Genomic DNA, 25,392 nt, shown 5'->3' with positions numbered 1-25,392 from the left:
AGTCATAAAGGCTTTCCTTTTTTGTTGCTATTCATTTACAAAATCTTACCATTCACTAAAAAGTTGAAAATCCTTTTACCAAAGCTTATCACTTTTGTGTCATAATTATAAAACCAAATTTATTATGAAGTACATTATTTTATTTTTTATTGCATTAGTAACCACAAGTACATTTGCACAGCAAACATTTTTTGAAAATATTAAAGCAAAAGGCGAAAACCCAGTTTACATTGAGTATCCAGGTGTTGGCGTTGATAACGAAGGAAAACAGTCAATAAATCTTAGTCAAGAAAGAGTTGGTCAATATAACGAGCCACAAGAAGTTATCGTGAAATTATTAAATCATGAAGGTATAGACTCTGGAATAGCTATTATAGACAAAAATGATAATGACGAAAAAGGAAGCCAATATATTGCAGATTTTACAAAAAATAGACAAACTTTTACTGGGTTTCCCAACACATATATTATTTACGAAAATGTGTTTAACGAAGGTTATGTAGCTATTGGCAATTATATTTTTTTTATAGATCATTTTAGCAGCCGTACAGAATTTGGTGATATAAGAAGAGTTTATGTGCTAAAAGGTACAACTCCAGATGGTGAGGCAACTTCAAAGACTAAAAAAAAGAAAAAAGGTTTCGGTAAATTTTTAAATAAAGCAAAAAATATAGCTCTAAATAATAGTGCAGGACCAGACCCAAGAAAAGCACCAGAATATAAGGCCTTGTCTCAAGAGAATGTGCGTAAAATGGTATCTGATTATTTAACCGCTATGCGTGAAAAACAAATTGCCTATACGCTAACGTCTAAAGATGAAGCAGATTTGGCTACTATGCAAAAAGAGGCAGACGCTTACAGTAAATATATTAAAGATAAGAACAATGCCTATTGGCAAAGTCCAGAAGGACAAAAAACACTTAGAGGTTGGAAATTAGCCGATGAGCACAAAGCGAGTTGTCTTAAAACTGCAGAATCTTGTGGTAGTCCTTTTCATTAAACAATACAACCAAATTTAAACACCCAAATAACATCAAACCCTATGAAAATTTTTAAATCTATACTTTTTATTGGGGTAACGCTATTGCTTTTTAATTGTAATGCAGATGATGATCAATCTAAAGAAAATAGTAATCCAAGTGCTTTTGTATTAACAGAGGGAGCAGCAACAAACATAGGCATACCTTTTAATTGGACCGCGTCTATAGATCTAGACGATGACGAGGTTGTTTATGCCATTTACTTAAATAACAATTTATTAATTGAAGATTTAAACGCTTTAACCTACGTTATAGAATATAGCTTGTTCGTATCTGGAGAAAATACAATTTTAGTAAGTGCATCAGACGGTTTGGGAGGAGTAGCAGAGCAAGAGCTTGTTGTTAATTTATTATCCTAAAGTTAAACGAGAGCTTGATAATAGAACTAGAGCTAATAGTAATCATGTGTTTTTTTATTAATTAGAAATCTAGCTAAGGCTGAGTCATTAAATGGCTCAGCTTTTTTTGTTTAGATAAATGAAGTGGTAATTATACCCTAATTAATCATTAAAAAGCATGAACCAACACCAACAACCAACCGATTACCAATAACAATCCTCCAATCGGAGTCACAGGGCCTAGAAACCGAAGCTTTTTGCCTTTAGCATCTGATAAAATTAAACCGTAAATACTAAAGGAGAATAATATAATACCGATTGTAAAACACCAATATGTTGCTGAGGTAACGTCGGCAGCGCATAGACCTAAAGCTAATAATACGATGGCGTGATACATTTGATATTTTACACCAACTTCAAAGCTATGTAATTGATCTGCAGATAAGATTTTCTTTAAAGCATGTGCGCCAAAAGCACCAAAGATTACAGCGAGCATGCCGAATAAAGCTCCAGTTGCAATTATAATGTGTTGCGTCATTTTAGTACGTTATTTTATTTGTAAACTACAGGAATAATTTCACCTTTCGCTAAGCAGTATTTTTCAATATCTTCATTAGAAAGGGTAGCTGTGTAATCCACTTCTTCAACTTTAAAACCTATGGAACGTAGCTTATCAAAATAATCACGACCATAAACACGAACATGGTCATATTGGCCAAAAATCTTGGCACGTTCATCTTTGTCTGTAATCGAGTCATCTTCAAAAGTGACCGCTCTATCTAATTCTTGTGGAATCTGAAATATACCATAACCACCAGGTTTCATCACTCTGTATAATTCTTGCATGGCTTTAGTATCATCAGGAATATGCTCTAATACATGATTACAAAGAATTACATCATAACTGTTATCTTCAAAAGGTAAATCGCAAATATCAGCCTTAACATCTGCAATAGGAGACAGTAAATCGGTAGTCGTATATTTTAAGTTTTTAAGACTTCTAAAACGTTTTAAAAAACATTGTTCTGGTGCAAAGTGGAGAACGCTTAATGTTGAACTTAATTCAGTATCTCGTGAAAAGAAATCCGTTTCACTATTAAGATACAACCATAATAAGCGGTGACGTTCTAAGCTTAAAGTGGAAGGCGAAAGTACATTGTTGCGTTGGTTTCCGTAGCCATAAGGTAAAAAGGTTTTGAAACTTTTACCATCAATTGGGTCAGTGAATGTATTGCCTTTTAAAAAGAAAGCTAAAATTGGACGTGCTACGTAACTCAATCTTATCAGTAAAGGCCTTGGAATTATATTGAGAATAAGTTTAAAGAGTTTTTTCACGAAAAATATTAGTCTTTCAAAGCGGTTTCAATATTAGTCACTAATTCTTGTGATTGTTTGGTTAACTTATCTGCATAGTTAGTAACACTATGAGCTAGTGTTAATTCGAGATTAGCTAATCGGTAATATTCTTCAGTCTTTAAATGCTTAAGCATAGTTAGTGTATCAAATACAATATCTGATTTTTTATTTTTTGGGTTATAAGGTCTTAATGAATTTACAAAATTAATATAACCACTGATGTAATCTCTTCCAGAAATTTGAAGTGCATTGCTAACTTCGTAATAAGTGACAATGCTATTTCTTAAGGAGTCACTCTGTATTTTTCTCAAATTACCAGTGCTAATAAGTTCGTTATATGTATTTGTGTTCAGACTCCAATTTACATTACCAAAAACTCCACCATAACCAATATCCTCCAAAAATTGTAATGTGTCTTTTATAATATAATTACCTTGATTGTAGGCTTTACCTTTTTCAAGACATGCTACCTTACGTTCATATCTATCAATTGTAATCCTTTTTAGTAAACTTTGATCAAATCCTAAATCACTTTTTAATCTAGTAAGATATTCTTTTTCTAAAATAACATCTTTTCTATGTGTATTCCAGTTATTAATTTGAAGTGCTATTAAGATGCCAATTACTACTAGAATAATTTCTCCCAGAGCATATTTAATATAGTTCCCTGTTTTATTTTTACTTATAAGGTTGTATCTAATTTTTCGAAAAAATTTAAGCATCACCAAATATAACTATAAAACAAGTGCCTTCTGTCTAAAAGCATCTTCTTCATCTGAAGTAATACCCAAAGCCTCATGTACATACGCAAATGTAGAAAGTATTTCTGGTTTCCCATCTACAATAGCAACATCGTGTTCAAAGTGTACACTTGGTTTTCCATCTTGTGTTACAATCGTCCAACCATCACTCAATTGTTTGACTTTATGCGTTCCTAAATTGATCATTGGTTCAATGGCAACAACCATACCTTCAATAAATTTCTTACCACGGCCACGTTTTCCGTAGTTAGGCATTTCAGGATCTTCGTGCATTTTTCTTCCTAAACCATGTCCTACCAATTCTCTAACAACACCGTACCCTTGGTCTTCGGTATATTTCTGAATAGCATAACCGACATCACCAACACGATTGCCAATTTTTAATTGCTCAATACCTTTGTAAAGTGATTCTTTAGTAATCTGAATGAGTTTCTTAGTCTCTTCAGCAACATTTCCAATTTCAAACGTATACGCGTGATCGCCATAAAAGCCATTCATAAATGAACCACAATCTATAGACACAATATCACCATCTTTTAATGGAATATCTGTTGGTAAACCATGAACTACAGCTTCATTAACACTACAAAGTAATGTTGAAGGACAATCGTAAAGGCCTTTAAAACCAGGTAAAGCACCATGGTCTCTAATAAACTCTTCTGCGATGGCATCCAAATGATTGGTTGTTACACCTTCCTTTGTTTCTTTAGCCAACATACCTAAAGTTTTAGATACGATAAGTGCGCTTTGACGCATTAATTCAATCTCTTCTGCTGTTTTTACTATAATCATGATTCAAAATATTGAGCGGCAAAGATAGGTAATACCATTTCTTGATTAAAATTACTACCAAAGAAAATGAATATTATTTACGTCACAGCTAACTGAATAGTAGTCCTTAGGATAAATAAAGTACTATAGAATTAAAATTGTAAGCAATACGTGTTGACCGATGACTATTTCAAAACATGATATATAACAGTTCTTAAGTAATAGCTTTACTCTAAATTTGCAATCTAAAATGGATTAATTATGTATAAAACGGTTACCGCAGAAGACGCCTTAAAAGTTGTAAAATCTAATGATCGTGTCTATATCCAAGCAGCTGCGGCAGCACCACAAGCACTTGTGAAAGCATTATCAGCAAGACATGAAGAACTTCGTAATGTTGAAGTTTGTCAGTTGCATACAGAAGGAGTCGCACCTTATGCCAATCCAGAATTAAAGGACAGCTTTCATATTAATTCCTTTTTCTTAGGGAAAAATGTAAGACACACCATAAAAGCTGGTAACGGATCTTACACTCCAGTTTTTTTAAGTGAATTACCGCGCCTTTTTCAACAACGTGTTTTAGAACTGGATGTGGTATTGATTCATGTATCTGTACCAGATCGTCATGGCTATTGTTCATTGGGTGTTTCTGTTGAGGCCATTTTAGCAGCCATAGATAATGCGAAGACAGTGATTGCGCAAGTAAATCCGCAAATGCCAAGAACACATGGAGCAGGTATTATACATATCTCAGAAATTGATTATTTTGTAGAGGCAGATGAGGAAATTCCTACGTATATAATGGCAGAACCTAATGCTATTGAAAGTAAAATTGGTGATTATGTAGCCGGATTAATTGAAGATAGAAGTACTTTGCAAATGGGTATTGGTTCTATTCCAAATGCTGTCTTAACACGCTTAACGAATCATAAAGATTTAGGTTTGCATACCGAAATGTTTTCAGATGGAGTTATTGATTTAATTCTGAATAATGTGATTAACGGTAATTATAAAAAGATTAATCGTGGGCGTGCCTTATCTACATTTTTAATGGGATCCAAACGCTTATATGATTATGTAGATGATAATCCGTTTGTAGAAATGCGTGCTTCAAATTATACTAATAATCCAGCATATATTAAACAAAATCCAAAGATGGTGGCTATCAATTCTGCGATAGAAGTCGATCTCACGGGTCAAGTTTGTGCAGATTCAATAGGTTCTGATATGTATTCTGGAGTTGGTGGTCAGATGGATTTTATAAGGGGAGCATCATTAAGTCAGGGAGGTAAAGCTATTATAGCACTACCATCAGTAACTAAAAATGGTATTAGCAGAATTGTACCAATATTAAAACCAGGCGCAGGAGTTGTAACCACAAGAGCACATGTACAATATGTGGTAACAGAATATGGTATTGCCAATCTATACGGCCAAACGATTAAGAATAGAGTAAAAGCTTTAGTGGATATTGCGCATCCAGATCATCGGGAAGCTATCGATAAGGCGTATTTTGATATGATAAAATAAATGATATGGTTTAAAACTTCCACCACTTTTTAGGTGCTGGCGGAATGTTTGGTTCTTCATTAGTGATGATTTGGTATACTTCTCCCCAACCTAGAATACCGCCTATATTTCTATCATCTATAAAGAGGTCTGCATGGATTTTTCGACTTCTGCTGTAGTCATATTTTTCTTCAGGAAAACTAGCATTTACAGCGTAAAACTCAATGCCATTGTCTTTGCAAAATTGCACAGCTTCATCTAGCTTAGCACCACAGCGATACGTCCATAAAATGAGACGATGACCATCTTCTTGGAGTCGTTTTAAAGTTTCAAAAGCAAAGATGCGTGTTTTTCCAATCTTCGGATAGGCATCATCTACTATGGTGCCATCAAAATCTACGGCTATTATTAATCTGTTTTGAAAATTCATGCTATTTAAAGTATCTGGGTCTGGAGCAAAGTTACAATAATAAGAAAATTATACAAGGCTTTCTCTTGTCATTGCTTTTGGTTGCGGTACGCCAATTAACTTTAAAATAGTTGGTGCGATATCTCCTAAAACACCATCCTTAATCGTTTTTAAATCGTTGTCTATTAATATTACTGGAACAGGGTTAGTCGTGTGCGCCGTATTTGGTGAACCATCCGGATTTATCATGGTTTCGCAGTTACCATGATCAGCAATTAAAATAGTGGTATAATCATTTTCTAAGGCTGTAGTCACAACTTCTTTAACGCATTTGTCCACGTGTTCACAAGCTTCTATCGCTGCTTGCATAACGCCTGTATGGCCAACCATATCTCCATTGGCAAAGTTTAAGCATACAAAATCAACGTCTCCTTTTTTAAGTTCAGGAATTAAAGCATCTGTTAATTCATAAACACTCATTTCTGGTTTTAAATCGTAAGTCGCTACTTTTGGTGAGTTTCTTAGAATTCGAGTTTCACCTTCAAATGGTTTTTCTTGTCCGCCTGAAAAGAAAAAAGTGACATGAGGATATTTCTCTGTTTCAGCAATACGAATTTGCTTTTTATGATGTTTCTCTAAGACTTCACCTAGAGTTTCTGTTAGGTTGTCTTTATTGAAAACAACGTTAATGCCCTTAAACGTATTGTCGTAATTAGTTATGGTTACATAGTAAAGATTCAGTTTATGCATATTAAACTCATGAAAATCAGTTTGAGTTAATGCTTCCGTCAATTGTCTTCCTCTATCTGTTCTAAAATTGAAAAAGATAACAACATCATCGTCTTTAATAGTTGCTACAGGTTGATTATCATTGTCTGTAACAATTAAAGGTTTGATGAATTCGTCTGTAACATCCTTGTCATAATTATCTTGGATAGATTGTACTGCATTCTGAGTTTTTTCACCTTCTCCATTGACTAACGCATCATAAACTATTTTTACACGTTCCCAACGTTTATCTCTATCCATAGCATAGTAACGACCCGTTACTGATGCTAGTTTTCCGGAGGTTTTATCAAGATGCTTTTCTAAATCTGAAATAAAACCAGCTCCCGATTTTGGGTCTACATCTCTACCATCTGTAAAGGCATGTACAAAGACGTTTTCTAATCCGTAATCGTTAGTGGCATTCAATAAGCCATAAAGATGATTTATATGAGAATGAACTCCACCATCACTAACTAAACCTAATAAATGTACATTTTTATTATTGGCTTTAGCATATTCAAAAGCTGTTTTTAAAACGGGTTCTTCACGAAGTGTATTATTTTCTACAGCAAGGTTAATCTTTACTAAATCTTGATATACAATACGACCAGCACCCAAATTCATGTGTCCTACTTCGCTATTTCCCATTTGTCCTTCTGGTAGGCCAACATGGAGTCCGTCTGTCCTTAGACTGGCATTAGGATATTTAGTGTATAGAGAATCTATAAATGGAGTTTGTGCATTGTCTATAGCCGAAACTTTAGGGTCAGGTGATTTTCCCCAACCGTCTAAAATCATTAAAATAACCTTCTTGTTCATGTCTAATTGTTTTGAGTATCAAAGATAATACTATACAACGCTACAACAAATCTGTAGGACGAAAAAATTTAAAATATTATCTCTAAATTAAGTTTGGCTAGAGAGTTGGTAATGTTTTGTTTACGTTTTGTGATGGAGTTAACATATTTGTTTTCAAATCGTTAAAAAAATGTTATAAAAATTTTTTTAGTGTAACACTTAAGGAGATATGTCGTCTATTTAGTATAATCAAAAAACAATCAATTAAATTTAAAATCTTTCATCATGAAAAAATCAGTAATCGTATTAGCCTTAGCATTAGGCTTCTCAATGTCAAATGTAAATGCATCCAATAATCTTTTAACTTCAGAATTAAATGAAGTAAGTGTAGCAACAATTGAAGTCAGTCCTTTGTGTAAAGCTGTTGCTACTGGAAACTTTGAAGAAGTTAATAGGCTTATAAAAGCTGGAGCAGATGTAAATGCAAAGTCAAATGGTATGATGCCAATTCACTATGCCGCAAAATATAATCGTGTAGAAATTATTAAAGCGTTAATTACTGCAGGTTCTAAAATTCACGAACCCTGTGATTTAGGTAATACAGCATTAAATCATGCGCAAATTTCTAAAGCCACTGAAGCAGAATTATTTCTGAAACGATTTAAAAACAAAGATGTCTAGGAGTAGGCAATTATTTGAGTTAGTTAGTTGAAAAAAGCGTCCAAAGGACGCTTTTTTGTGTCTATAAATATCTTGTTTTTATCTTTTAAATTATGGCACATGAATAGGGCTTAAACCTATTTTAAAAAACCTAAATCTGAATGAGTTGTAATTTCATAAGGCTCTTTGTTATACTCAAAAACCCGAGCATCTAAAGTGCCTTTTAAAGTGAGAGTATTGCCACTAATAGCAATCCAACTTCCTTCTCGTAAACCAATTACAGGCTGACTATTATACGCGTGAAATTCCTTTATCCGTGTTTCTCTAGTTTCTCCCATATGCGTACTGCCTTCTATTGGGTCTAGGTAATGCGGATTAATATTAAATGGCACTAACCCTAAGGTTTTAAAACTCGGTGGATATACTATTGGCATATCATTAGTAGTATTCATAGTTAAGCCACAAATATTACTTCCTGCACTTGTGCCTAAATATGGTGTGCCATTATTTATAGCATCTTTTATAGGTTTCAAAACCTTGTTTTTGTACAATTGAGACACTAAAACAAAAGTATTACCGCCACCAACAAAAATACCTTGGGCATTTTGAATGGCTTCTTCAGCATTGTTAAATTCGTGAATGCCTTTTACTGTTTTTCCTATTTTAGAAAAAGCTTTAGATGCTGTTTTTGTATAATCATCTTGCGAAATACCTCCAGGCCTAGCGTATGGAATAAATAAAATTTCATTTGAAGATTTAAAATGAATTTCTAATTCGTCTAATAAATACTCCAAATAACCGCTACCATGAATGGTAGACGTACTTGCAATTATAATTGATTTCAAAATGCAATAATTTAGTTATACAGTTTTACAAAGAAAGTCAATCTTTTTTAAACGAACTCATCTTGACTTTTTGTTTTAAGTCGAAAAGTTTAGCTTTTGGACTGTAATAAAGGTGTTTTTTTGTCAACATAGTAGGTTTACGTTTATAAATAAAGAGCGAAATTAGAGTTCAAAATGGAAAATTTGTAGGCAAAAGAAAAAGTTAAGTTCATTGTGCTATTTTATCATTTAACAAACATTTACGAGCATAATCCTATGAGAATTGAAGAATATAACCGAAATTTAGTACAAGAACCAAAATTAAATCCAACACATGAAAAAAATACTACTCTTATTATTCTTAGTTACCACATTAACAACCTTTAGTCAAGATATTGATAGAATTACCGTAAATGGTAGAATCGTGGTTTCCTCTGATGATAAAGAAGGAGTAGCGGTTTTTAATTCGTCTTCCAATAAAGGCACCTACACAGACGCAGATGGAAATTTTGAAATCAAAGTAGCACTTAATGATGTTATTGAATTTGGAGCACTTCAATTTAAAGATTTTACGGTTACAATTACAGATAAAGTGATGACCTCAAAACGATTAACAGTTATTCTTGTAGAGGACGTCAATAAATTAGATGAGGTTGTTTTATTGCCTTTTGATCTCACCGGAAACTTGGGTGCAGATTTAGAAAATGTTAGAACCTATAATGTCAGTTTGGATGATGTTTATTTTGGATTAGATAATATTGAAGATTTTGAGTTCTCTGCAGATTACAAAACTAAAGCCGATAATTTGGCGTTTAATGAGTACAATCCGCGCATGGATAATATGATCAATTTGGTTAATGTAGCCGGATTTTTAATTAGCCAAGTGGTTAATACGGATAGAATTAAGTTTAAAACCGAAAAAGAAAAGCAATTAAAGCAAACTCCTTTTAAGCAAGCTTTAGATGCTTATAGTGTTAATTATATCCATAATAATTTTGAAATCCCTTTAGATAAAGTCGAAGCATTTATTGACTATGTTGAGAAAGAAGGTGTAGAGGAGAGTTTGTTTGAAGAGAATAATGAAATGCAACTTTTAGAGCGTATTTCTCAATTGAGTAAAACGTTTTTAAAAGACACCAGTGAAAAAGAGTAAAATCCTTTTTGCTGTCTCTGCCTTTTTTAGCGTGCTTTTTGTTAACGCTCAACGAACCGAATTAAACGGGAAGTTAATTGCTGAGGATGAGGTTGATGGGCTTCATATTCAAAACAAAACAGCGACAAAATATACCATTTCTAATGAAGATGGAAGTTTTGTTATTCCAGCTAAAGCCTTAGATACTTTGGTTATTTCTGGAGTAAAATATCAAACACAAGAAGTTGTAGTTTCTTATGCAGTGATACAATTGGGTGAGTTATATGTTCAGATGATTGAGAATGTAAGCGAATTAAATGAAGTCATTGTTGGTAAAATCTTAACCGGAAGCTTAGAATCTGATTTGGAAAATTTAAAAATTGCACCACAAATTAATTTTTATGATTTAGGAATTCCAGGTTCCACAGATCTTCCTCCAACGCAAAGCGAACAGCGTTTGCATGACGCGGATCACGGAAAGTTTGTGTATTACTACGGTATAGGAATATCAATAAACGTCCACAAAATATTGAATCGAATTAACGGAGATACCAAAGACTATAAAGAGCGAGTTAAACGAGAATCGGATGAAAAATGCATCAATCAATTAAAATCAGAATATGCGAGTGCCATTTTTGATGCCGTTTCAATTTCTGATAATCACAAGGAAGAATTTTTTCAATTTTGCTTAGAAGATAATCAGTTCTCATCCATCTGTGAACACGAAAATCAAATACAGAAGGTGAGTTTTCTTTTAGAGAAATTAAAGATTTTTAAAATACAATTAAATGAAGACAATTAAAGTCATAGCATTACTTCTGGTTTTTGTAATGTGTTGTAGTCTTCAGGCACAAACTAAAGATCTCAAAGGTCAACTTATTGCAAACGATGAGGTTGAAGGACTTCATATTCAAAATAAAACAGCAGCAAAATATACTATTTCTGAAGAAGATGGAAGTTTTGTTATCCCAGCTAAAGCCTTAGATACTTTGGTTATTTCTGGAGTAAAATATCAAACACAAGAGGTTGTAGTTTCTGATGCAGTGATTCAATTGGGTGAGTTATATGTTCAGATGATTGAAAATGTAAGCGAATTAAATGAAGTCATTGTTGGTAAAATTTTAACCGGAAGCTTAGAATCCGATCTTCAAAATTCAGATGCCAAACCCGAAATTAATTTTTATGATTTAGGGATTCCTGGCTATAAAGGAAAACCATTAACACAAAATGAAAGAAAGTTATATGATGCAGATGGTGGTTCTTGGGGCAGCGTCGGTCTTGGTTTTAGTGTGAATTTTTATAAGCTACTAAATACAATCAGTGGTAGAACTAAAAAATTAAAAGCCATTGTAGAATTAGATGATAGAGAACGTTGCATTCAGGGATTAAAAGCAAATTATGAATCTTTTATTTTCGAAAATGATTCTTTAGCAGAAAATCTACGGACTGAGTATTTTTTATTTTGTCAAGAAGACGATGAATTTTTAGAGTTTTGTAATCAGAATAATGATATTGCACTATTGGAATTTTTGCAAGCAAAGCTAAAAGTGTATCAAGAAAATAGAAAATCACAAACTAAAGACTAATTTTGGAATGCGTTTTGTAGACGCATAATACAAGTGAAAAACAAACTATGAAACCACTATATTTTTTAATCCTCTTTTTTACACTTCCATTTTTAATTTCCAATTCTTCATCACATGAATATTACGTTAGTGTAACAGAAATAGAATATGCAGAGGAACAACAATCTCTTCAAATCATAAGTCAAATTTTTATTGATGATTTTGAAACGTTACTTCGTAAACGTTATGATGAAGCGATAACACTTGCCGTGGAAGATGAGTCAGAAACGGTTGAAACCTATATGAATAGGTATCTATCTGATAAATTGAAAATTATTGTAAATGGACAAGATGTTAACTTCAAATTTATAGGAAAGGAATATAAAGATGATATTACATATTGCTATTTAGAAATAGAAAATGTTTCAAATATTAAGTCCATAGAGGTTACCAATCAAATTTTATTCGATGTCTTTTCTAACCAACAAAATATAGTGAGGTTAAAACTTCTTGGAAAGAATCAGAGCTTTTTACAAGTGCCAGAGAATGACACTTGCGTGTTAAAATTTGATTAAAAAACTGTTAAAGCCATCTTAAAGTCATATTTTGGACATCATTTTAATAACAAAAAAATTATATGAAAATTTTTAATTACCTCTTGTGTGCTATACTTTTTACGTCTTTTAGTACTTATGCTCAAAATGACGTAAAGGCCGAACGCCAACAAGGTCATACTAACCAAAACAAATTTAAACAGCTTTATGATGAGTTTTCTACACCAAATGTGTTTAGAACAGGTTCTGGTGCTCCTGGCCCTGGCTATTATCAGCAACAGGCAGATTATAAAATGGATATTGAAATCGATGATGTCAATGCGAAATTGTATGGTGATGAAACGATTACCTATACTAATAATTCCCCAGATGAATTAAAATATTTATGGGTGCAATTAGATCAAAATATGCGTGCAAAAGATTCAAAAACACCACTAATTGGTAGTTCTGCAATTTCACCTGCCAATTTATCTTCTAGTGTTGTAAAGTCTTATTTAAAAGAATCTTTTGATGGCGGTTTTAACATCATGCATGTTAAAGATGTTAATGGAAATGATTTGCAACATACTATAAATCGTACCATGATGCGTGTAGAATTGCCACGAGCGATAAACACGGGAGATAAATTTTCGTTCCAAATAAAATGGTGGTACAATATAAATAATCATGTTAAAGATAGAGGACGTTCTGGTTATGAATATTTTGAAGAAGATGATAATAACTTATATACTATAGCTCAGTTTTACCCACGAATGGCTGTATATAATGATGTAGAGGGGTGGCAAAATTCTCAATTTTGGGGACGAGATGAATTTGCACTACCATTTGGTGATTTTGATGTGAATATTACAGTGCCTGCAGACCATATTTTAGACGGAACAGGAGTACTTACAAATCGTGAGGAAGTATTCACTAAAGAAATGATGAAACGCTACAAGAAAGCACTGAAGTCTTATGACGATCCTGTAATGATTGTCACAGACGAAGACGCAAGAAACGCTGAGAAATCTAAAAGTAAAGACAAGAAAACTTGGAAATTGTCGGCAAAAATGGTTCGTGATTTTGGTTTTGCAACCTCTCGTAAGTTTCTTTGGGATATGATGGCTGTAAAACTTGGTGAGAAAGATGTTATGGCTGTCTCCTTATATCCAAAAGAAGGAAACCCGCTTTGGGAGCAATGGTCTACAAAAGCGGTTGCGAGTACCTTAAAAACCTATTCGCGTATGACATTTGATTATCCTTATCACAAGGCGATTTCTGTAAATACACCAATGGGAATGGAATATCCTATGATCTGTTTTAATTTTGGTCGTCCAGATAAAGAAGGGAATTATTCTGATAGAACTAAATACGGAATGATTGGAGTAATCATTCATGAAGTTGGGCACAATTGGTTCCCAATGATTGTAAATAGTGATGAGCGTCAATGGACATGGATGGACGAAGGTTTAAATACCTTTACACAATATGTTGCTGAGCAAGATTTTGGGGAATGGTATCCTGATGCTTTATCTCCACAACACAAAGCATTTCCGTCTCGACGAGGACCTGCTAAAAATATCGTAAGATATATGGGTGGTGATCAAAATTTTATCGCACCAGTTATGACCAAAGGTTTAAATACCTATCAATTTGGAAGTAATGCTTATAGTAAGCCTGCAACAGCTTTAAATATTTTAAGAGAAACCGTAATGGGACGTGAGCTATTTGATTATTCATTTAAAGAATATGCAAATCGTTGGAAGTTTAAACACCCAACTCCAGAAGATTTTTTCCGTACTATGGAAGATGCCTCAGCGGTAGATTTAGATTGGTTTTGGAGAGGTTGGTTTTATACTACAGATTATACGGATATTGGTGTAAAAGAAGTTAAGAAATTTGCGGTAACGACAACCCCAAATGATAATGGAAAAAGACTGGCTGAGCGCTATAATAGAGATCCTGAAAGCTTAGTGTATTTTATTGAAGAAGGTGCCGAAGGTTTTGAAGATGCCATGAAAACAAATGCGTCCCTAGATGATTTACCTACAGTAAAAGAATACATCATGGATAATTTTACACCAGATGAGCAGAAGGCTATGAAAAAAGCACCTAAATATTTCTATCAAATAACGTTTGATAAACCAGGTGGATTAGTAATGCCGTTAATTGTTGAGTATACTTATGCTGATGGCACTAAGTCAAGAGAAACTTATCCAGCTCAAGTATGGAGGCTTAATGATAAGGAAGTAACTAAAGCTATTGCAAGTGATAAGGAAATTGTATCGGTACAAGTAGATCCAGATCTAGAAACGGCCGATGTAGATACCTCTAATAATTCTTGGCCTATAGAAGTTAAAGAAAGCGATTTCGATAAGTTTAAGGGTAGAGCAAGAGATTAATTAAAGATGATAAATTTAAGCCAACTTTTTTAAGTTGGCTTTTTTTATTTTTAATTTTGAGGTGGTATAATCCACAAACTCATTCTATATTTGCAACGTGATACATCATTTAACAATATTATTCATTGGAGCTGCCGAAATTATGGTGATACTATTAATAGTGGTATTAGTATTTGGTGCAGATAAACTTCCAGAAATAGCTAGAGGCTTAGGTAAAGGTATGCGTCAATTAAAAGATGCATCAAATGACATAAAGCAAGAAGTGACTAAAAGTGCAAAGGAAAATAACATCATAGATAAAGATGTTACAAAAAATGTTCAAGAAGAAATCAATAAAATAAAAGATGATCTTGAAGACTTCACAGGATCATTAAAACGCAATAAGTAATTGCGTATTTCTCATAAAGTGATTTGATTTTTTAATTTAATCATAAATTTAGGTGCTAATTAATGTGTTTTATTTAATATATTTAGAGGGTTAAATAATAATCTAAATTTTATTATATGAAAAAAATGTACACTTTGGTAGTGCTTGTAGTGGCAATTACTATAGTATCTTGTTCTAAAGATACTATTATTGATGCAGAATCAGAAGCGGTTCAATTTCCAGAAAACCCTTTAACCGTTGAGCAAATTAATCAACGTATTAGTGAAAGTATTCGAACAACTGGTGATTTTGATTGGAATAAAGAAGACGCGCACTTTTTATGGAGCGCATTAACGCACGGACAGAATGTATTGACTGTGGGTTATGGAAATGAAGGTCAAAGTTTTGGTGAAGAAGGTGATTCTGATCTCGAAAGTAAAAAGAACAGTTTACTCGCGACTATTCTTAACAAAGAACAAGTTGATAAAGAAAGTTTTAAGTTGAGAGAAGATGATATTCTAACCGTTTTTGATGCGGAAGTAACGAAGCTAGAAACTATTATTGCTTTAAGAGAAAGTGATTATGTTCGGTATTTGGAACCAAATGGGTATAATCAATATACCGATGTGCAACAAAAATCAAGCTCAGGATGTGATACAAGTGGAGCTTCAATTAATTCAGCGCACTATTCTACTATAGCTCCAAATAATGCACAAGTATCTTGGCATTTTGATGAGCATAACATTCGTGATGCATGGAATATTTCAACAGGTTCTGGTGTTACCATTGGATTAATTGATACAGGTGTTTCAAAGTCGCAAGCGTTATTAAATTCAGTAGGAATTAATGATGGCTATTCATCAGGGCGATTTGTTCAAAAGTATGGCACTTTTATAGATTCTAATTGGTGGTGGTCTAGTAACTACGATGGTCCTCACGATAAATGTGGACATGGTACAGCAATGGGATCTACTATGGCAGCACCAAGAAATGATAACGGAATGCCTGTAGGTGTGGCCTATAATTCTAATTTGGTGGCTTATAGAGCTACAGAAGATGTGCTTTTAAACGATTATCATGAGCGTAAAGGTGTTTCTCAAGCTTTAAAAGATTTAGGCAATAGAAGTGATGTGAAAATAATTTCAATGTCCATAGGTTATGTTTGGTCTATTGGTAATGTAAAAGATGCCGTGCGATATGCTTACAGTAAAGGCAAATTAATATTTGCAGCAGGTGGAACGTCTACTAGTTTTACTAATGGTTTTGGTGTGATTTTTCCTGCGACCATGAGCGAAACTGTGGCTGTAACCGGTGTTAATGATGGAAGTAATTATGAGCGTTGTGATACGTGTCATAGCGGTAGTAAAATAGACTTCACCATTATTATGGAGGGCGATAATAATACAAGTAAAGCACCTCCTGTATTAGGCTTTAATGATGGTCAACGTCGTTACACAGGTGGATCTTCTGTAGCAACAGCAACTACAGCAGGTATTGCAGCTTTAATATGGTCTAAGTATCCAAGTTGGAGCAGGACACAAGTGCTTAATAGGTTAAAGCAGTCTTCTGAATTTTATCCTAATAAAAATAGTAGCTTTGGTTATGGGAATATTGATGCTCTAGAGGCTGTTCAGTAAACCTTAATTGAATTAGAAAGCCTCACTAAAATTAGTGAGGCTTTTCTTATCTAATGAAATTGAAGCAGTTCAATCTAAGTCTAAGACGTGCTTTTCAAAAATAGATTGTAATTCGTGCTCCGGATTCTCAGTAATACCAGAATGCGTCTTAGAACTTTGAATAACCGTGCTACGAGAGGCAGCTAACCATCTAAACCGATCTGACAATTCAAATTGGGCAATAGCACCTCCTGAAGGCTCTCCTTTAGAGATTAATTCCCAAGATTTCAGGTAATTATTTATAACTTCTAAATCTAATTCGCACGAAAACGCATTCAATTTTTGTTGGTCGACATTAAATTTAACTCCAAGGAATTTTTTTCGCTTTGAAAACAAAATAACACCGACGTTAAAAAATTCTTCACGTTCTACTTTAGGAACCAATCTAATAATAGCATATTCAAAAGTAACTTTATCTTGCATCTTCAGCTTCTTTTACTAAGGTGTCAATTTTTAAGAGTCTCGAATTTAAGTATTCAATATAGGCCTTTCTCATTTCATCTGGAGTAAAGGAATCCGAGTCGTTTATCAGCCAATCTTCAGGTATTTTGTATACAATATCTTTAATGATGTCTTGGGTTAGTGCAGTTATAATCCCTTTAGACGCTTCATTTAATAAGGAAGCACGTTCTAAAAGGACATGATCTTTTATAAGTGGAAACGTTCTTGTAAGATGATTTTCCCAAGTACTCCAATTATGATGAAAATAGAAACTAGCACCATTATCTATGACCCATAATTCCTTATTCCAATTAAGCAAATTGGTGTTTTTTACGGTTCGGTCTATGTTGCTAATAATGCTATCTAACAAAACGATTTTGGAAGATGTCATTGCATCAGCAACAGAAACTAAAGGATCAAAAGTAATAGAGCTACTTAAATAGTGTAAGCCTAAATTTAAACCCACACTAAATTTCAATAAATCTTGTATTTCTTCATCGGGTTCGGTTTTGCTAAAGGAATCGTCTAAATTTAGAAAAACTAATTCCGGAACTTTTAAACCAATAGCTCTTGCTAATTCTCCTCCAATAAATTCTGCTATTAGTGCTTTGGTGCCCTGGCCAGCCCCTCTAAATTTTAACACATAAAGAAATCCGTCGCTAGCTTTTACGATGGCAGGTAATGAACCACCTTCTCGTAAAGGAGTGATGTATTTAACAACATCTGCGGTGCGTATGTCAATTTTACTCATAGCTGCGTGATTATATTTTTCGACTAATCGTTAAGCCATCTCTTATTGGTAGAAGGACCGTTTCAATACGTTTATCATTTTTAAGAAGTGTGTTATAATCTAAAACAGCTTTGGTAGATTTATCTTTTTCATCTAAAGGTTCTACAACTTTTCCATGCCATAAAACGTTATCTGAAAGAATAACTCCTCCTTTATTTAATTTGTCTATAATTAAATGGAAATAATTGGAATAGTTCGGTTTGTCTGCATCAATAAAGATCAAATCAAAAGTTTCGTTTAATTCAGGAATTATGTCTAAAGCGCTTCCTGTGTGTTGAATAATTTGCTTTCCATATTCAGACGCATCAAAATATTTTCGTTGGAAATCAACTAATTCTTCGTTAATATCAATTGTGTGAAGCCTCCCGTTTTCCTGAAGTCCTTCAGCCAAACATAAAGTTGCATAGCCTGTAAACGTTCCTAGTTCTAAAACAGATTTTGGTCTAATTAACTTAGATATCATACTTAAAACACGACCTTGGTAAGGTCCGCTAAGCATAATAGGCTGTAATACTTTTTGATACGTTTCTCTAGTAAGTTGTTGTAATAGTTTAGGTTCTTGTTCAGAGTGGTCAACTACATATTTATCTAAGTTTTCGGGCAAGAAATGCATACATAATAATTTAAATTAGAGGAATAATACTCAGGAAATCATTAGGATAAAATCCTATCTACTAATTTCTTTTTAGCCACTTCGTCATCACCACATAACCATTGTATAACGTTATCTTCCCATATAGCATCGCCTTCTGTTTCTGTTATAATTTTTCTGTCTATAGCTAAATCTATAATCTTACCAGGATATGACGATTGTTTTTCGCTTTCCATTTCGCCTAAAGGGTATGGGTCATCTAATCCCATTATAACTTGTTTAGAACCTTGATTTCTAATTAATAACTCTAAGCCACCTGTATCGTGTACTAAAGTGTCAAAGAATATATTTTTATGACCAACCGCTTTTCTAGGGTGGCTTTTACCTTCAAATAAATCGGGTCTACCGTCAAAACCTTGAATTCGTCGTCCTAAATTTATTTGTGCCAATTGCCCTCCATGAGCAAAGCAAGTACGCATGTTTGGGAATTTATCTTGTAAACCATTTAAAGTTAAAAAATGATAAGCATCTGCGCATTGTGCTAACATCCAAATTAAATGAAAACGCCATGATGTGTTTTCTAATTTTATGAATTTTTCACCATCGTATGGGTGAATTTCAACGGCAAGATTGTATTTATTTGCCAACTCAAAAATAGGCTCATTTTCTTCATCAAAAATACAACGCCAAGTTCCAATCGTGTCCATATAATGGGTTGGTAGGCATAATAGTTGAAGCCCTAAAACCTCCACACAACGTTCAATTTCCCAACAAGCACCCCTTACAAATCCAGGGTGAACAACAAAACCACAAGTAAATTTACTCGGGTTATTGTGTTGAATTTTAGCATTGAAATCATTCTGAAAGCGCAAGGCTTGTTTCATTTCTTCAACACGAAGTCCATTACCATAAAGTTGCGATAAGTTTAGAACCACAGCATGGTCTATATTAAAGCGTTCCATCCAAGCTAACTTTTCATTTAAGAAAAAACTAGAATCAGTAATTGGTCGATTCCAGTCTTTTTGAAGCATAAATTTCCGGTCTTTATCTACCCAGAAAATACCTTTGTCTTGCATAAATTGTGGTATTTCCTCTGGATAAGGAAGTAAATGTGAATGACCGTTTATTCTAAGTTTGCGTTTTTCCATGTCTCCGTCATTGCGAGGCGTTTGCCGTAGCAATCTTATTAATAGGAATTCAAATTATTATTGAACTCTTTAGTTAGTTATGTTTTATGAATTTAAGGTGTTTCCTTTTTTGGAAAATCAATCCACCTTTAATTATCTATCTTAACCTTTTCTGGTGGTTCCATTATTTCACCACAATTAGGACACTTCCGTTTGTCCTTATCACCATAATATTTATCGAAAATTACAGGCATATCCGTTTCAATATTTTCAACTGTGAAATCCTCTTCGTACAATTTGGTCGTGCAGTTTTCACAGAACCATAGTAAAGCATCTTGAACACCTTTTTCTCTAGGATATTCGATAACCAATCCTACTGTATTTGCTCCACGTTGCGGTGAATGCGGAACTTTTGGTGGTAATAAGAAAATCTCACCTTCTTTAATATGAATATCTTTAGGTTCACCATCTTCAATAATTTTTAAAATTATATCTCCTTCAATTTGATGGAAAAACTCTGGTGTCTCATTATAGTGGTAATCCTTTCTATTATTAGGTCCGCCAACGACCATCACAATAAAGTCGCCATCTTTCCAAACCACCTTATTACCAACTGGTGGTTTTAGTAAATGGCGGTTCTCGTCAATCCAAGCTTTAAAATTAATTGGAGGATATATTTTGCTCATGAGGTTATTATTAGGGCGTTACCCTAAAAAGGGTCAGGTTTTTCACTATATCTTTTTTTGCCATATATGGCAGCAAAAAAAGGATGTCGTTGCAACCCTTAACGCAGATTCAACAATTCAATAAAATTAGTGATAAAAAATTAAAATTCTACAAATAGATCGGTCAGGTTTTTAAAACCTGATAGGTCTTCTACTTATAAGGATTTTGTTCGTCCGCCATCAACAGGAAGATTAATTCCATTTATATAAGCAGCACGCTCACTTGCTAAAAATGTAATAGCATCTGCTAATTCTTCTGGTTTAGCAAAACGTTTAGCAGGCACAGCATTTTTCATAGCATTTGCAGCTTCTTCTTCGGTGTTTCCAGACTTGGACGACTTATTTTTAATGATTTCAGCTAGACGTTCCGTACCTGTAGCTCCTGGTAAAACATTGTTTACTGTAATACCAAATTGCCCCAATTCATTAGCCAAAGTTTTGCTCCAGTTTGCCACTGCACCACGAATGGTATTGCTAACTCCAAGTCCATCTAAAGGTTGTTTAACAGATGTTGAAATCACATTGATAATGCGACCATAACCTTCCTGTTTCATGAAAGGAACAACATTTTGAGCCAATACATGGTTACATTTTAAATGCTGTGTAAAAGCCGATTCAAATTCTTCTACGTTAGCAGAAAAAACAGGACCACCTTTTGGGCCTCCTGTATTATTCACCAAAATATGAAACCCATGATGTTTAGAAATATAGTCTGAAACTTTGGCTCTCAATTCTGTTGGATTCGAAAAATCAGCCACAATATAATCGTGTGGTCTTTGTTGAGGTAATTCTGAAAGTGTTGCTTTTAACTTGTCTTCATTTCTAGCGATTAAAGTGACTTGAACACCTTCTGCAGCTAAAGCCATTGCTGTTGCTTTTCCTATGCCTGCTGTGCTACCACAAACTAATGCGTATTTGTTATTGAGGTTGAAATTCATTTTCTTTTTCGGTTTTATTATAATTACTTATTTTACTATTTAAAATTATGAGTACTAATACTATCGCTTTAGGTTTGTCTTCAAACCAGAAATGATAAATTAATGCCCCTAAAATAAAAGGAAGTATATAACTTGTGATTTTACTGAAGATTTGTAATATCTGTTTAATAGAATCTGGTAGTATTAAATATATTTTATCTCTAACTAATTCTATAAATATGTTTAAAAAATATATCGAAATGTAAATTAATAGCATTAGGATAATTAGTTTTCCAATATTTATAAAATTATCGAAATTACCTTCTTTAAAAACATCAATTAGAAAATTGACACAAAAGATTATGATAAAAATAAATAAGACTGGTCTTAAAAATTTTGTCCAAACAAGTAATAAAAATTCTCTTCTGTTCAAGGTGGCTTTTGGATACGGTTAATACTTTATACAAACATTCTTGGCTTCCGTAAAAAAACGCAAAGCTTCAAATCCACCTTCGCGTCCAACACCAGATGCTTTAACACCTCCAAAAGGGGTTCTTAAATCGCGCATCATCCAAGTGTTCACCCAAACAATTCCGGCTTGTAGCTGGTTACTTAATTTCATAGTTCGTTTTAAGTTATTGGTCCACAATGTGGCAGATAAACCATATTTTACTTTGTTTGCCATTTCTAAAACTTCGTCTTCTGAATTGAATGGCATTATAGTAACGACAGGTCCAAATATTTCTTCTTGGTTTACTCTGCAATCATCATTTGGTACTTCAATAACTGTAGGTTCTAAATAATAACCATTCTCGAAACCTTTAATTGTTACTTCATTTCCACCACATAAAACAGTTCCTTTTTCTTCTTTCGCAATGTTGATGTATTCTTTTACTTTTTCAAGATGAGGTTTCGATACTAAAGCTCCAATATTGGTATCTGCTTCAGATGGATGTCCAACTTTTAAAGCTTTTACTTTTTCAACAAAGTCTATTTTGAATTTTTCATAGATAGAAGCTTCCACAAAAATGCGACTGCCACATAAGCAAATCTGCCCTTGATTAGCAAAAGATGACTGAACCGTTGTTGCTAACATATCTTCATAATCGCAATCGGCAAAAATTATGTTTGGGTTTTTTCCTCCTAATTCTAGGGATAATTTTTTAAACATTGGTGCAGCGACTCTAGCAATATGTGCTCCTGTTGCTGTGCCTCCTGTAAAACTTATGGCTTTAATATCTATATGTTCTATGATGGCTTGTCCTGTTGAGGTTCCCAAACCATGAACAATATTTAAAACGCCTTTTGGTAAACCTGCTTCGTTACAAATTTCGCCTAATAAGTAAGCGGTCATTGGTGTCACTTCACTAGGTTTGGCAACCACACAATTTCCTGCGGCTAGAGCTGGAGCAATTTTCCATGTAAAGAGATAGAGTGGAAGATTCCAAGGTGAAATACAACCTACAACTCCAATCGGTTGACGTAAGGTGTAATTGACGGCTTGTTGACCAACAGATTCATGACTTTCACTAGCAAATTGTGTAATCGCATTTCCAAAGAATCGAAAATTACTTGCTGCTCTAGGAATATCAACGGCTTTAGCTAATGAAATAGGTTTGCCATTGTCTTTACTTTCGGCTTCTGCAAAACGGTCTAAGTTGGCCTCAAGTAATTCTGAAATTTTAATTAGAATTCTACTACGTTCTTCTAGCGTCGTTTTGCTCCATGTTGGAAATGCAGTTTTTGCTGCGATATAGGCGTTTTCAACATCTTCTTTGGATGAGTTTGGGATTTGTCCATAGATTTCTCCATTTGCTGGACAATAATTATCTATCCAATTGTTTTGAATCGGGTTTTGGAAATTTCCGTTTATGTAGTTTTTGATGTTCATGTGTTATCAGATGAAAGAACCAAGAGAAAAGAGGTAGGAAGTATCTGTATATTTCTTGGCTCTTGGTTCTTTAATCTTTCTTCTTATAAGCCATAACCTTAATCTCCACCACCAAATCCGGATGCGGTAACTGATGCACTGCAACTGTTGTTCTGGTTGGTCCTGTTTCTTTTTCAAAGAATTCTCCGTAGGCTTTATTATAGTCAGCAAAGTCATTCATGTTGACTAAAAAAGAGGTCACATCTACCACATCTTTTAAGCTGGCTCCAACTTTTGCTAAGTTCTTTTCTATGTTTTTTAGAACTTCTTGGGTTTGGGTGTATGCGTTTAAACGTTTTGTTCCCATGTCGTCGATTAAGTCAACGCCTGCTATGGTGTTATCTGCGCGTCTAGAACTTGTACCCGAAACGAATATGAAGTCTCCGACTTGCTTTACGTGTGGATAAGCTCCTCTTGGTGTTACACCTGTTCCTGAAGAAGCAGGAGTCTTGTTATCTGTGTTACTCATGTTATTGTCATTCCTGCGTAGGCAGGAATCTTTATTTAATTCAACTCCAATTTATAATGGATTCCGCATCAGGTGCGGAATGACAAAATTGCTAATGCAATCCAGCAATTTTATCATCTTCTAAAATAGCTTCAGTTTCTGTTTTTACTTTTTCTAAAATCTCTTTTAAATTATCTTCGGGTGAAATAATTTTATCCGTTAACATATTTAAAATCGCTTTATCCTGAGCTCTTCCTCTTAACATGGCTTCTCTGTAGCCTACCGTTGCGTTGAAAGTTACTAAACTATATTTAGAATCGTATTCCATTGGAAACTCTTTTTCTAGAGCCATTTCAATTTTTCGTTTTTCTTGAAAAATAGGATTTGATACGTGACCTTTCATTTCGTGGAAATTATCTATCGCTAAATCGGCAATGGCATCTGTGTCTTTCTTTCGATTTTTTTCGTAAGCTGTAAAAGTAGCTTCCCAGTTTTCTAAATTTTCGTCTAAAACTTTATCAAATTCAACCACATCTTCAAAAGAGGCATTCATACCTTGACCATAAAAAGGCACAATAGCATGTGCAGAATCTCCCATCAGTAGTGTGTTTCCTTTATAATGCCAAGGTGAACATTTTACGGTTCCTAATGCAGCTGTGGGGTTTTCGAAAAAATCATCCACTAAATTGGGCATAATTGCTAAAGCATCTGAAAACTCTTTTTGGAAGAATTCCGTAACTAATTCTGGTGTCGTTAAATTATTGAAATTGTATTCGCCTTCAGCATAACTTAAAAATAGTGTGACTGTAAAACTACCATCTAAATTTGGTAAGGCAATTAGCATAAAACTACTTCTAGGCCAAATATGTAATGCGTTTTTGTAGGTTTTATAGTCGCCGTTTTCTGTTGGTAGAATGCTTAATTCTTTATAACCATGACTTAAATAATCTTGCGAAAAGCTGAATAGAAATTTCTTTCCAAGGTAATAACTTTTTCTAAGTGCAGAACCTGCTCCGTCTGTTGCTATGATACAATCCGCATCTTCTATGAATTCTTCTTTAGAGTTGTAATCTTCAAATAAAGCAGTAGTTTTTTCAAAATCTACAGATTTACATTTTCTGTTGAAATAAATTTTTACATTGTCATGCTTTTCGGCTTCATTTAAAAGTAATGCGTTTAATTCCCCTCTCGAAATTGAATTAATATATTGATGCTCGCGTCCACTATAATTTGATAAAAAAGTGTTGCCGTCTTTATCATGAATCATTCTGCCATTCATTGGTATGCAAAGTTCCTTTACTTTGTCTTCAATGCCAACAAGTTTCATGGCTTTGTTACCTCTGTCTGAAAATGCTAAATTTATAGAACGACCTGCAGAGATATCTGTTTTTCTTAAGTCTGGACGCATTTCGTAAACAGTAACGTTGTAGCCTCTTTGTCCTAATCTTAAGGCTAGTAGGCTTCCGCAGAGTCCTGCGCCGATAATTAATATGTTTTGTTTTTTGTTAATCAT

Annotated in this window: 28 protein-coding genes; 11 read left to right on the top strand and 17 right to left on the bottom strand. The window is 33.9% G+C overall.

Annotation, left to right across the window (positions count from 1 at the left end):
- The first annotated feature begins 124 nt into the window (after positions 1-124).
- Both HM992_RS19440 and HM992_RS19435 read left to right on the top strand, forming a co-directional pair.
- Positions 125-1,000, top strand: a complete 876-nt coding sequence (locus HM992_RS19440) for a hypothetical protein (protein WP_179321249.1) — start codon at positions 125-127, stop codon at positions 998-1,000.
- Between the two features lie 42 nt (positions 1,001-1,042).
- On the top strand, positions 1,043-1,399 hold the full coding sequence (locus HM992_RS19435; RefSeq protein WP_179321248.1) for a hypothetical protein: 357 nt from the start codon (positions 1,043-1,045) through the stop codon (positions 1,397-1,399).
- Between the two features lie 148 nt (positions 1,400-1,547).
- Here HM992_RS19435 and HM992_RS19430 read toward each other — a convergent pair whose 3' ends face one another.
- From HM992_RS19430 to map, 4 genes are read right to left on the bottom strand one after another with little or no spacing between them, the layout of a single operon-like run.
- Entirely contained in the window at positions 1,548-1,916 is a 369-nt protein-coding gene (locus HM992_RS19430; protein WP_179321247.1) for a DUF423 domain-containing protein, read from the bottom strand.
- A gap of 14 nt (positions 1,917-1,930) precedes the next feature.
- Positions 1,931-2,713, bottom strand: coding sequence for a class I SAM-dependent methyltransferase (locus HM992_RS19425; protein ID WP_179321246.1), 783 nt, complete (start codon positions 2,711-2,713; stop codon positions 1,931-1,933).
- A gap of 8 nt (positions 2,714-2,721) precedes the next feature.
- Positions 2,722-3,456 carry a DUF6090 family protein gene (locus HM992_RS19420; protein ID WP_179321245.1) on the bottom strand — a complete coding sequence of 245 codons (735 nt, stop codon included), beginning with the start codon at positions 3,454-3,456 and terminating at the stop codon, positions 2,722-2,724.
- A 12-nt stretch (positions 3,457-3,468) separates the two neighbouring features.
- Complete coding sequence (gene map / locus HM992_RS19415) at positions 3,469-4,287, bottom strand: type I methionyl aminopeptidase (protein WP_179321244.1); 819 nt, start codon at positions 4,285-4,287, stop codon at positions 3,469-3,471.
- Positions 4,288-4,527: 240 nt separating this feature from the next.
- On the opposite strand from map, the gene HM992_RS19410 reads away from it, so the two are divergent.
- A complete protein-coding gene (locus HM992_RS19410; protein ID WP_179321243.1) occupies positions 4,528-5,796 on the top strand; it encodes an acetyl-CoA hydrolase/transferase family protein in 1,269 nt (422 codons plus the stop codon).
- Between the two features lie 10 nt (positions 5,797-5,806).
- Here HM992_RS19410 and HM992_RS19405 read toward each other — a convergent pair whose 3' ends face one another.
- Both HM992_RS19405 and gpmI read right to left on the bottom strand, forming a co-directional pair.
- Positions 5,807-6,205: a BT0820 family HAD-type phosphatase gene (locus HM992_RS19405; protein WP_179321242.1), complete on the bottom strand. Its 399-nt coding sequence runs from the start codon at positions 6,203-6,205 to the stop codon at positions 5,807-5,809.
- A gap of 48 nt (positions 6,206-6,253) precedes the next feature.
- Positions 6,254-7,771 carry a 2,3-bisphosphoglycerate-independent phosphoglycerate mutase gene (gene gpmI, locus HM992_RS19400; protein ID WP_178983562.1) on the bottom strand — a complete coding sequence of 506 codons (1,518 nt, stop codon included), beginning with the start codon at positions 7,769-7,771 and terminating at the stop codon, positions 6,254-6,256.
- 264 nt (positions 7,772-8,035) lie between these two features.
- Here gpmI and HM992_RS19395 point away from each other — a divergent pair, with 264 nt between their 5' ends.
- Positions 8,036-8,431, top strand: coding sequence for an ankyrin repeat domain-containing protein (locus HM992_RS19395; RefSeq protein WP_179321241.1), 396 nt, complete (start codon positions 8,036-8,038; stop codon positions 8,429-8,431).
- A gap of 116 nt (positions 8,432-8,547) precedes the next feature.
- Here HM992_RS19395 and pepE read toward each other — a convergent pair whose 3' ends face one another.
- A complete protein-coding gene (pepE, locus tag HM992_RS19390) occupies positions 8,548-9,255 on the bottom strand; it encodes a dipeptidase PepE (protein WP_179321240.1) in 708 nt (235 codons plus the stop codon).
- Positions 9,256-9,568: 313 nt separating this feature from the next.
- Between pepE and HM992_RS19385 the strand changes: the two genes are divergently transcribed.
- The 7 genes from HM992_RS19385 (at position 9,569) to HM992_RS19355 (ending at position 16,870) form a co-directional block, all read left to right on the top strand.
- Positions 9,569-10,387 carry a carboxypeptidase-like regulatory domain-containing protein gene (locus HM992_RS19385; RefSeq protein ID WP_178983565.1) on the top strand — a complete coding sequence of 273 codons (819 nt, stop codon included), beginning with the start codon at positions 9,569-9,571 and terminating at the stop codon, positions 10,385-10,387.
- Positions 10,374-11,168: a peptidase associated/transthyretin-like domain-containing protein gene (locus HM992_RS19380; protein ID WP_179321239.1), complete on the top strand. Its 795-nt coding sequence runs from the start codon at positions 10,374-10,376 to the stop codon at positions 11,166-11,168. The genes HM992_RS19385 and HM992_RS19380 overlap by 14 nt, the downstream gene beginning before the upstream one ends.
- Positions 11,155-11,952 carry a peptidase associated/transthyretin-like domain-containing protein gene (locus tag HM992_RS19375; protein WP_179321238.1) on the top strand — a complete coding sequence of 266 codons (798 nt, stop codon included), beginning with the start codon at positions 11,155-11,157 and terminating at the stop codon, positions 11,950-11,952. The genes HM992_RS19380 and HM992_RS19375 overlap by 14 nt, the downstream gene beginning before the upstream one ends.
- A gap of 47 nt (positions 11,953-11,999) precedes the next feature.
- Complete coding sequence (locus HM992_RS19370) at positions 12,000-12,506, top strand: DUF6702 family protein (protein ID WP_179321237.1); 507 nt, start codon at positions 12,000-12,002, stop codon at positions 12,504-12,506.
- 62 nt (positions 12,507-12,568) lie between these two features.
- Positions 12,569-14,866: a M1 family metallopeptidase gene (locus HM992_RS19365; protein ID WP_179321236.1), complete on the top strand. Its 2,298-nt coding sequence runs from the start codon at positions 12,569-12,571 to the stop codon at positions 14,864-14,866.
- Positions 14,867-14,963: 97 nt separating this feature from the next.
- Entirely contained in the window at positions 14,964-15,254 is a 291-nt protein-coding gene (locus tag HM992_RS19360; RefSeq protein ID WP_178983570.1) for a Sec-independent protein translocase subunit TatA/TatB, read from the top strand.
- A 116-nt stretch (positions 15,255-15,370) separates the two neighbouring features.
- On the top strand, positions 15,371-16,870 hold the full coding sequence (locus tag HM992_RS19355; protein ID WP_179321235.1) for a S8 family peptidase: 1,500 nt from the start codon (positions 15,371-15,373) through the stop codon (positions 16,868-16,870).
- Positions 16,871-16,939: 69 nt separating this feature from the next.
- Here the strand turns inward: HM992_RS19355 and HM992_RS19350 are convergent, their stop codons facing one another.
- From HM992_RS19350 to HM992_RS19305, 10 genes are all read right to left on the bottom strand, one after another.
- Positions 16,940-17,332, bottom strand: coding sequence for a DUF3037 domain-containing protein (locus HM992_RS19350; protein WP_179321234.1), 393 nt, complete (start codon positions 17,330-17,332; stop codon positions 16,940-16,942).
- On the bottom strand, positions 17,322-18,101 hold the full coding sequence (locus tag HM992_RS19345; protein WP_179321233.1) for a HipA family kinase: 780 nt from the start codon (positions 18,099-18,101) through the stop codon (positions 17,322-17,324). The genes HM992_RS19350 and HM992_RS19345 overlap by 11 nt, the downstream gene beginning before the upstream one ends.
- A gap of 10 nt (positions 18,102-18,111) precedes the next feature.
- A complete protein-coding gene (locus tag HM992_RS19340; protein WP_179321232.1) occupies positions 18,112-18,753 on the bottom strand; it encodes an O-methyltransferase in 642 nt (213 codons plus the stop codon).
- Between the two features lie 41 nt (positions 18,754-18,794).
- Positions 18,795-19,880, bottom strand: coding sequence for an amidohydrolase family protein (locus HM992_RS19335; protein WP_178983575.1), 1,086 nt, complete (start codon positions 19,878-19,880; stop codon positions 18,795-18,797).
- A gap of 128 nt (positions 19,881-20,008) precedes the next feature.
- Positions 20,009-20,545, bottom strand: coding sequence for a 3-hydroxyanthranilate 3,4-dioxygenase (locus HM992_RS19330; RefSeq protein WP_179321231.1), 537 nt, complete (start codon positions 20,543-20,545; stop codon positions 20,009-20,011).
- A gap of 194 nt (positions 20,546-20,739) precedes the next feature.
- Positions 20,740-21,522, bottom strand: coding sequence for an SDR family oxidoreductase (locus HM992_RS19325; RefSeq protein ID WP_179321230.1), 783 nt, complete (start codon positions 21,520-21,522; stop codon positions 20,740-20,742).
- A complete protein-coding gene (locus HM992_RS19320; RefSeq protein WP_179321229.1) occupies positions 21,503-21,778 on the bottom strand; it encodes a hypothetical protein in 276 nt (91 codons plus the stop codon). The genes HM992_RS19325 and HM992_RS19320 overlap by 20 nt, the downstream gene beginning before the upstream one ends.
- Positions 21,779-21,952: 174 nt before the next feature.
- A complete protein-coding gene (locus HM992_RS19315) occupies positions 21,953-23,392 on the bottom strand; it encodes an aldehyde dehydrogenase (RefSeq protein ID WP_179321228.1) in 1,440 nt (479 codons plus the stop codon).
- 70 nt (positions 23,393-23,462) lie between these two features.
- The gene (locus HM992_RS19310) at positions 23,463-23,900 is read right to left on the bottom strand and encodes a RidA family protein (RefSeq protein WP_179321227.1); all 438 of its coding nucleotides are present in this window, start codon (positions 23,898-23,900) and stop codon (positions 23,463-23,465) included.
- 91 nt (positions 23,901-23,991) lie between these two features.
- The gene (locus tag HM992_RS19305) at positions 23,992-25,392 is read right to left on the bottom strand and encodes an FAD-dependent oxidoreductase (RefSeq protein WP_195806656.1); all 1,401 of its coding nucleotides are present in this window, start codon (positions 25,390-25,392) and stop codon (positions 23,992-23,994) included.

This window comes from Winogradskyella helgolandensis (assembly GCF_013404085.1).
Classification (GTDB): Bacteria; Bacteroidota; Bacteroidia; order Flavobacteriales; family Flavobacteriaceae; genus Winogradskyella; species Winogradskyella helgolandensis.
This window is presented reverse-complemented; position numbering and strand designations above follow the sequence as displayed.

What these genes read in the sequence shown, in the direction of transcription:
- HM992_RS19440 (WP_179321249.1), top strand. Translation starts at nt 125, where the DNA reads ATGAAGTACATTATTTTATTTTTTATTGCATTAGTAACCACAAGTACA.
- HM992_RS19435 (WP_179321248.1), top strand. Translation starts at nt 1,043, where the DNA reads ATGAAAATTTTTAAATCTATACTTTTTATTGGGGTAACGCTATTGCTT.
- HM992_RS19430 (WP_179321247.1), bottom strand. Translation starts at nt 1,916, where the DNA reads ATGACGCAACACATTATAATTGCAACTGGAGCTTTATTCGGCATGCTC.
- HM992_RS19420 (WP_179321245.1), bottom strand. Translation starts at nt 3,456, where the DNA reads ATGCTTAAATTTTTTCGAAAAATTAGATACAACCTTATAAGTAAAAAT.
- map (WP_179321244.1), bottom strand. Translation starts at nt 4,287, where the DNA reads ATGATTATAGTAAAAACAGCAGAAGAGATTGAATTAATGCGTCAAAGC.
- HM992_RS19410 (WP_179321243.1), top strand. Translation starts at nt 4,528, where the DNA reads ATGTATAAAACGGTTACCGCAGAAGACGCCTTAAAAGTTGTAAAATCT.
- HM992_RS19405 (WP_179321242.1), bottom strand. Translation starts at nt 6,205, where the DNA reads ATGAATTTTCAAAACAGATTAATAATAGCCGTAGATTTTGATGGCACC.
- gpmI (WP_178983562.1), bottom strand. Translation starts at nt 7,771, where the DNA reads ATGAACAAGAAGGTTATTTTAATGATTTTAGACGGTTGGGGAAAATCA.
- HM992_RS19395 (WP_179321241.1), top strand. Translation starts at nt 8,036, where the DNA reads ATGAAAAAATCAGTAATCGTATTAGCCTTAGCATTAGGCTTCTCAATG.
- HM992_RS19385 (WP_178983565.1), top strand. Translation starts at nt 9,569, where the DNA reads ATGAAAAAAATACTACTCTTATTATTCTTAGTTACCACATTAACAACC.
- HM992_RS19375 (WP_179321238.1), top strand. Translation starts at nt 11,155, where the DNA reads ATGAAGACAATTAAAGTCATAGCATTACTTCTGGTTTTTGTAATGTGT.
- HM992_RS19370 (WP_179321237.1), top strand. Translation starts at nt 12,000, where the DNA reads ATGAAACCACTATATTTTTTAATCCTCTTTTTTACACTTCCATTTTTA.
- HM992_RS19365 (WP_179321236.1), top strand. Translation starts at nt 12,569, where the DNA reads ATGAAAATTTTTAATTACCTCTTGTGTGCTATACTTTTTACGTCTTTT.
- HM992_RS19355 (WP_179321235.1), top strand. Translation starts at nt 15,371, where the DNA reads ATGAAAAAAATGTACACTTTGGTAGTGCTTGTAGTGGCAATTACTATA.
- HM992_RS19350 (WP_179321234.1), bottom strand. Translation starts at nt 17,332, where the DNA reads ATGCAAGATAAAGTTACTTTTGAATATGCTATTATTAGATTGGTTCCT.
- HM992_RS19345 (WP_179321233.1), bottom strand. Translation starts at nt 18,101, where the DNA reads ATGAGTAAAATTGACATACGCACCGCAGATGTTGTTAAATACATCACT.
- HM992_RS19340 (WP_179321232.1), bottom strand. Translation starts at nt 18,753, where the DNA reads ATGCATTTCTTGCCCGAAAACTTAGATAAATATGTAGTTGACCACTCT.
- HM992_RS19335 (WP_178983575.1), bottom strand. Translation starts at nt 19,880, where the DNA reads ATGGAAAAACGCAAACTTAGAATAAACGGTCATTCACATTTACTTCCT.
- HM992_RS19330 (WP_179321231.1), bottom strand. Translation starts at nt 20,545, where the DNA reads ATGAGCAAAATATATCCTCCAATTAATTTTAAAGCTTGGATTGACGAG.
- HM992_RS19325 (WP_179321230.1), bottom strand. Translation starts at nt 21,522, where the DNA reads ATGAATTTCAACCTCAATAACAAATACGCATTAGTTTGTGGTAGCACA.
- HM992_RS19320 (WP_179321229.1), bottom strand. Translation starts at nt 21,778, where the DNA reads ATGCTATTAATTTACATTTCGATATATTTTTTAAACATATTTATAGAA.
- HM992_RS19315 (WP_179321228.1), bottom strand. Translation starts at nt 23,392, where the DNA reads ATGAACATCAAAAACTACATAAACGGAAATTTCCAAAACCCGATTCAA.
- HM992_RS19310 (WP_179321227.1), bottom strand. Translation starts at nt 23,900, where the DNA reads ATGAGTAACACAGATAACAAGACTCCTGCTTCTTCAGGAACAGGTGTA.
- HM992_RS19305 (WP_195806656.1), bottom strand. Translation starts at nt 25,392, where the DNA reads ATGATTAACAAAAAACAAAACATATTAATTATCGGCGCAGGACTCTGC.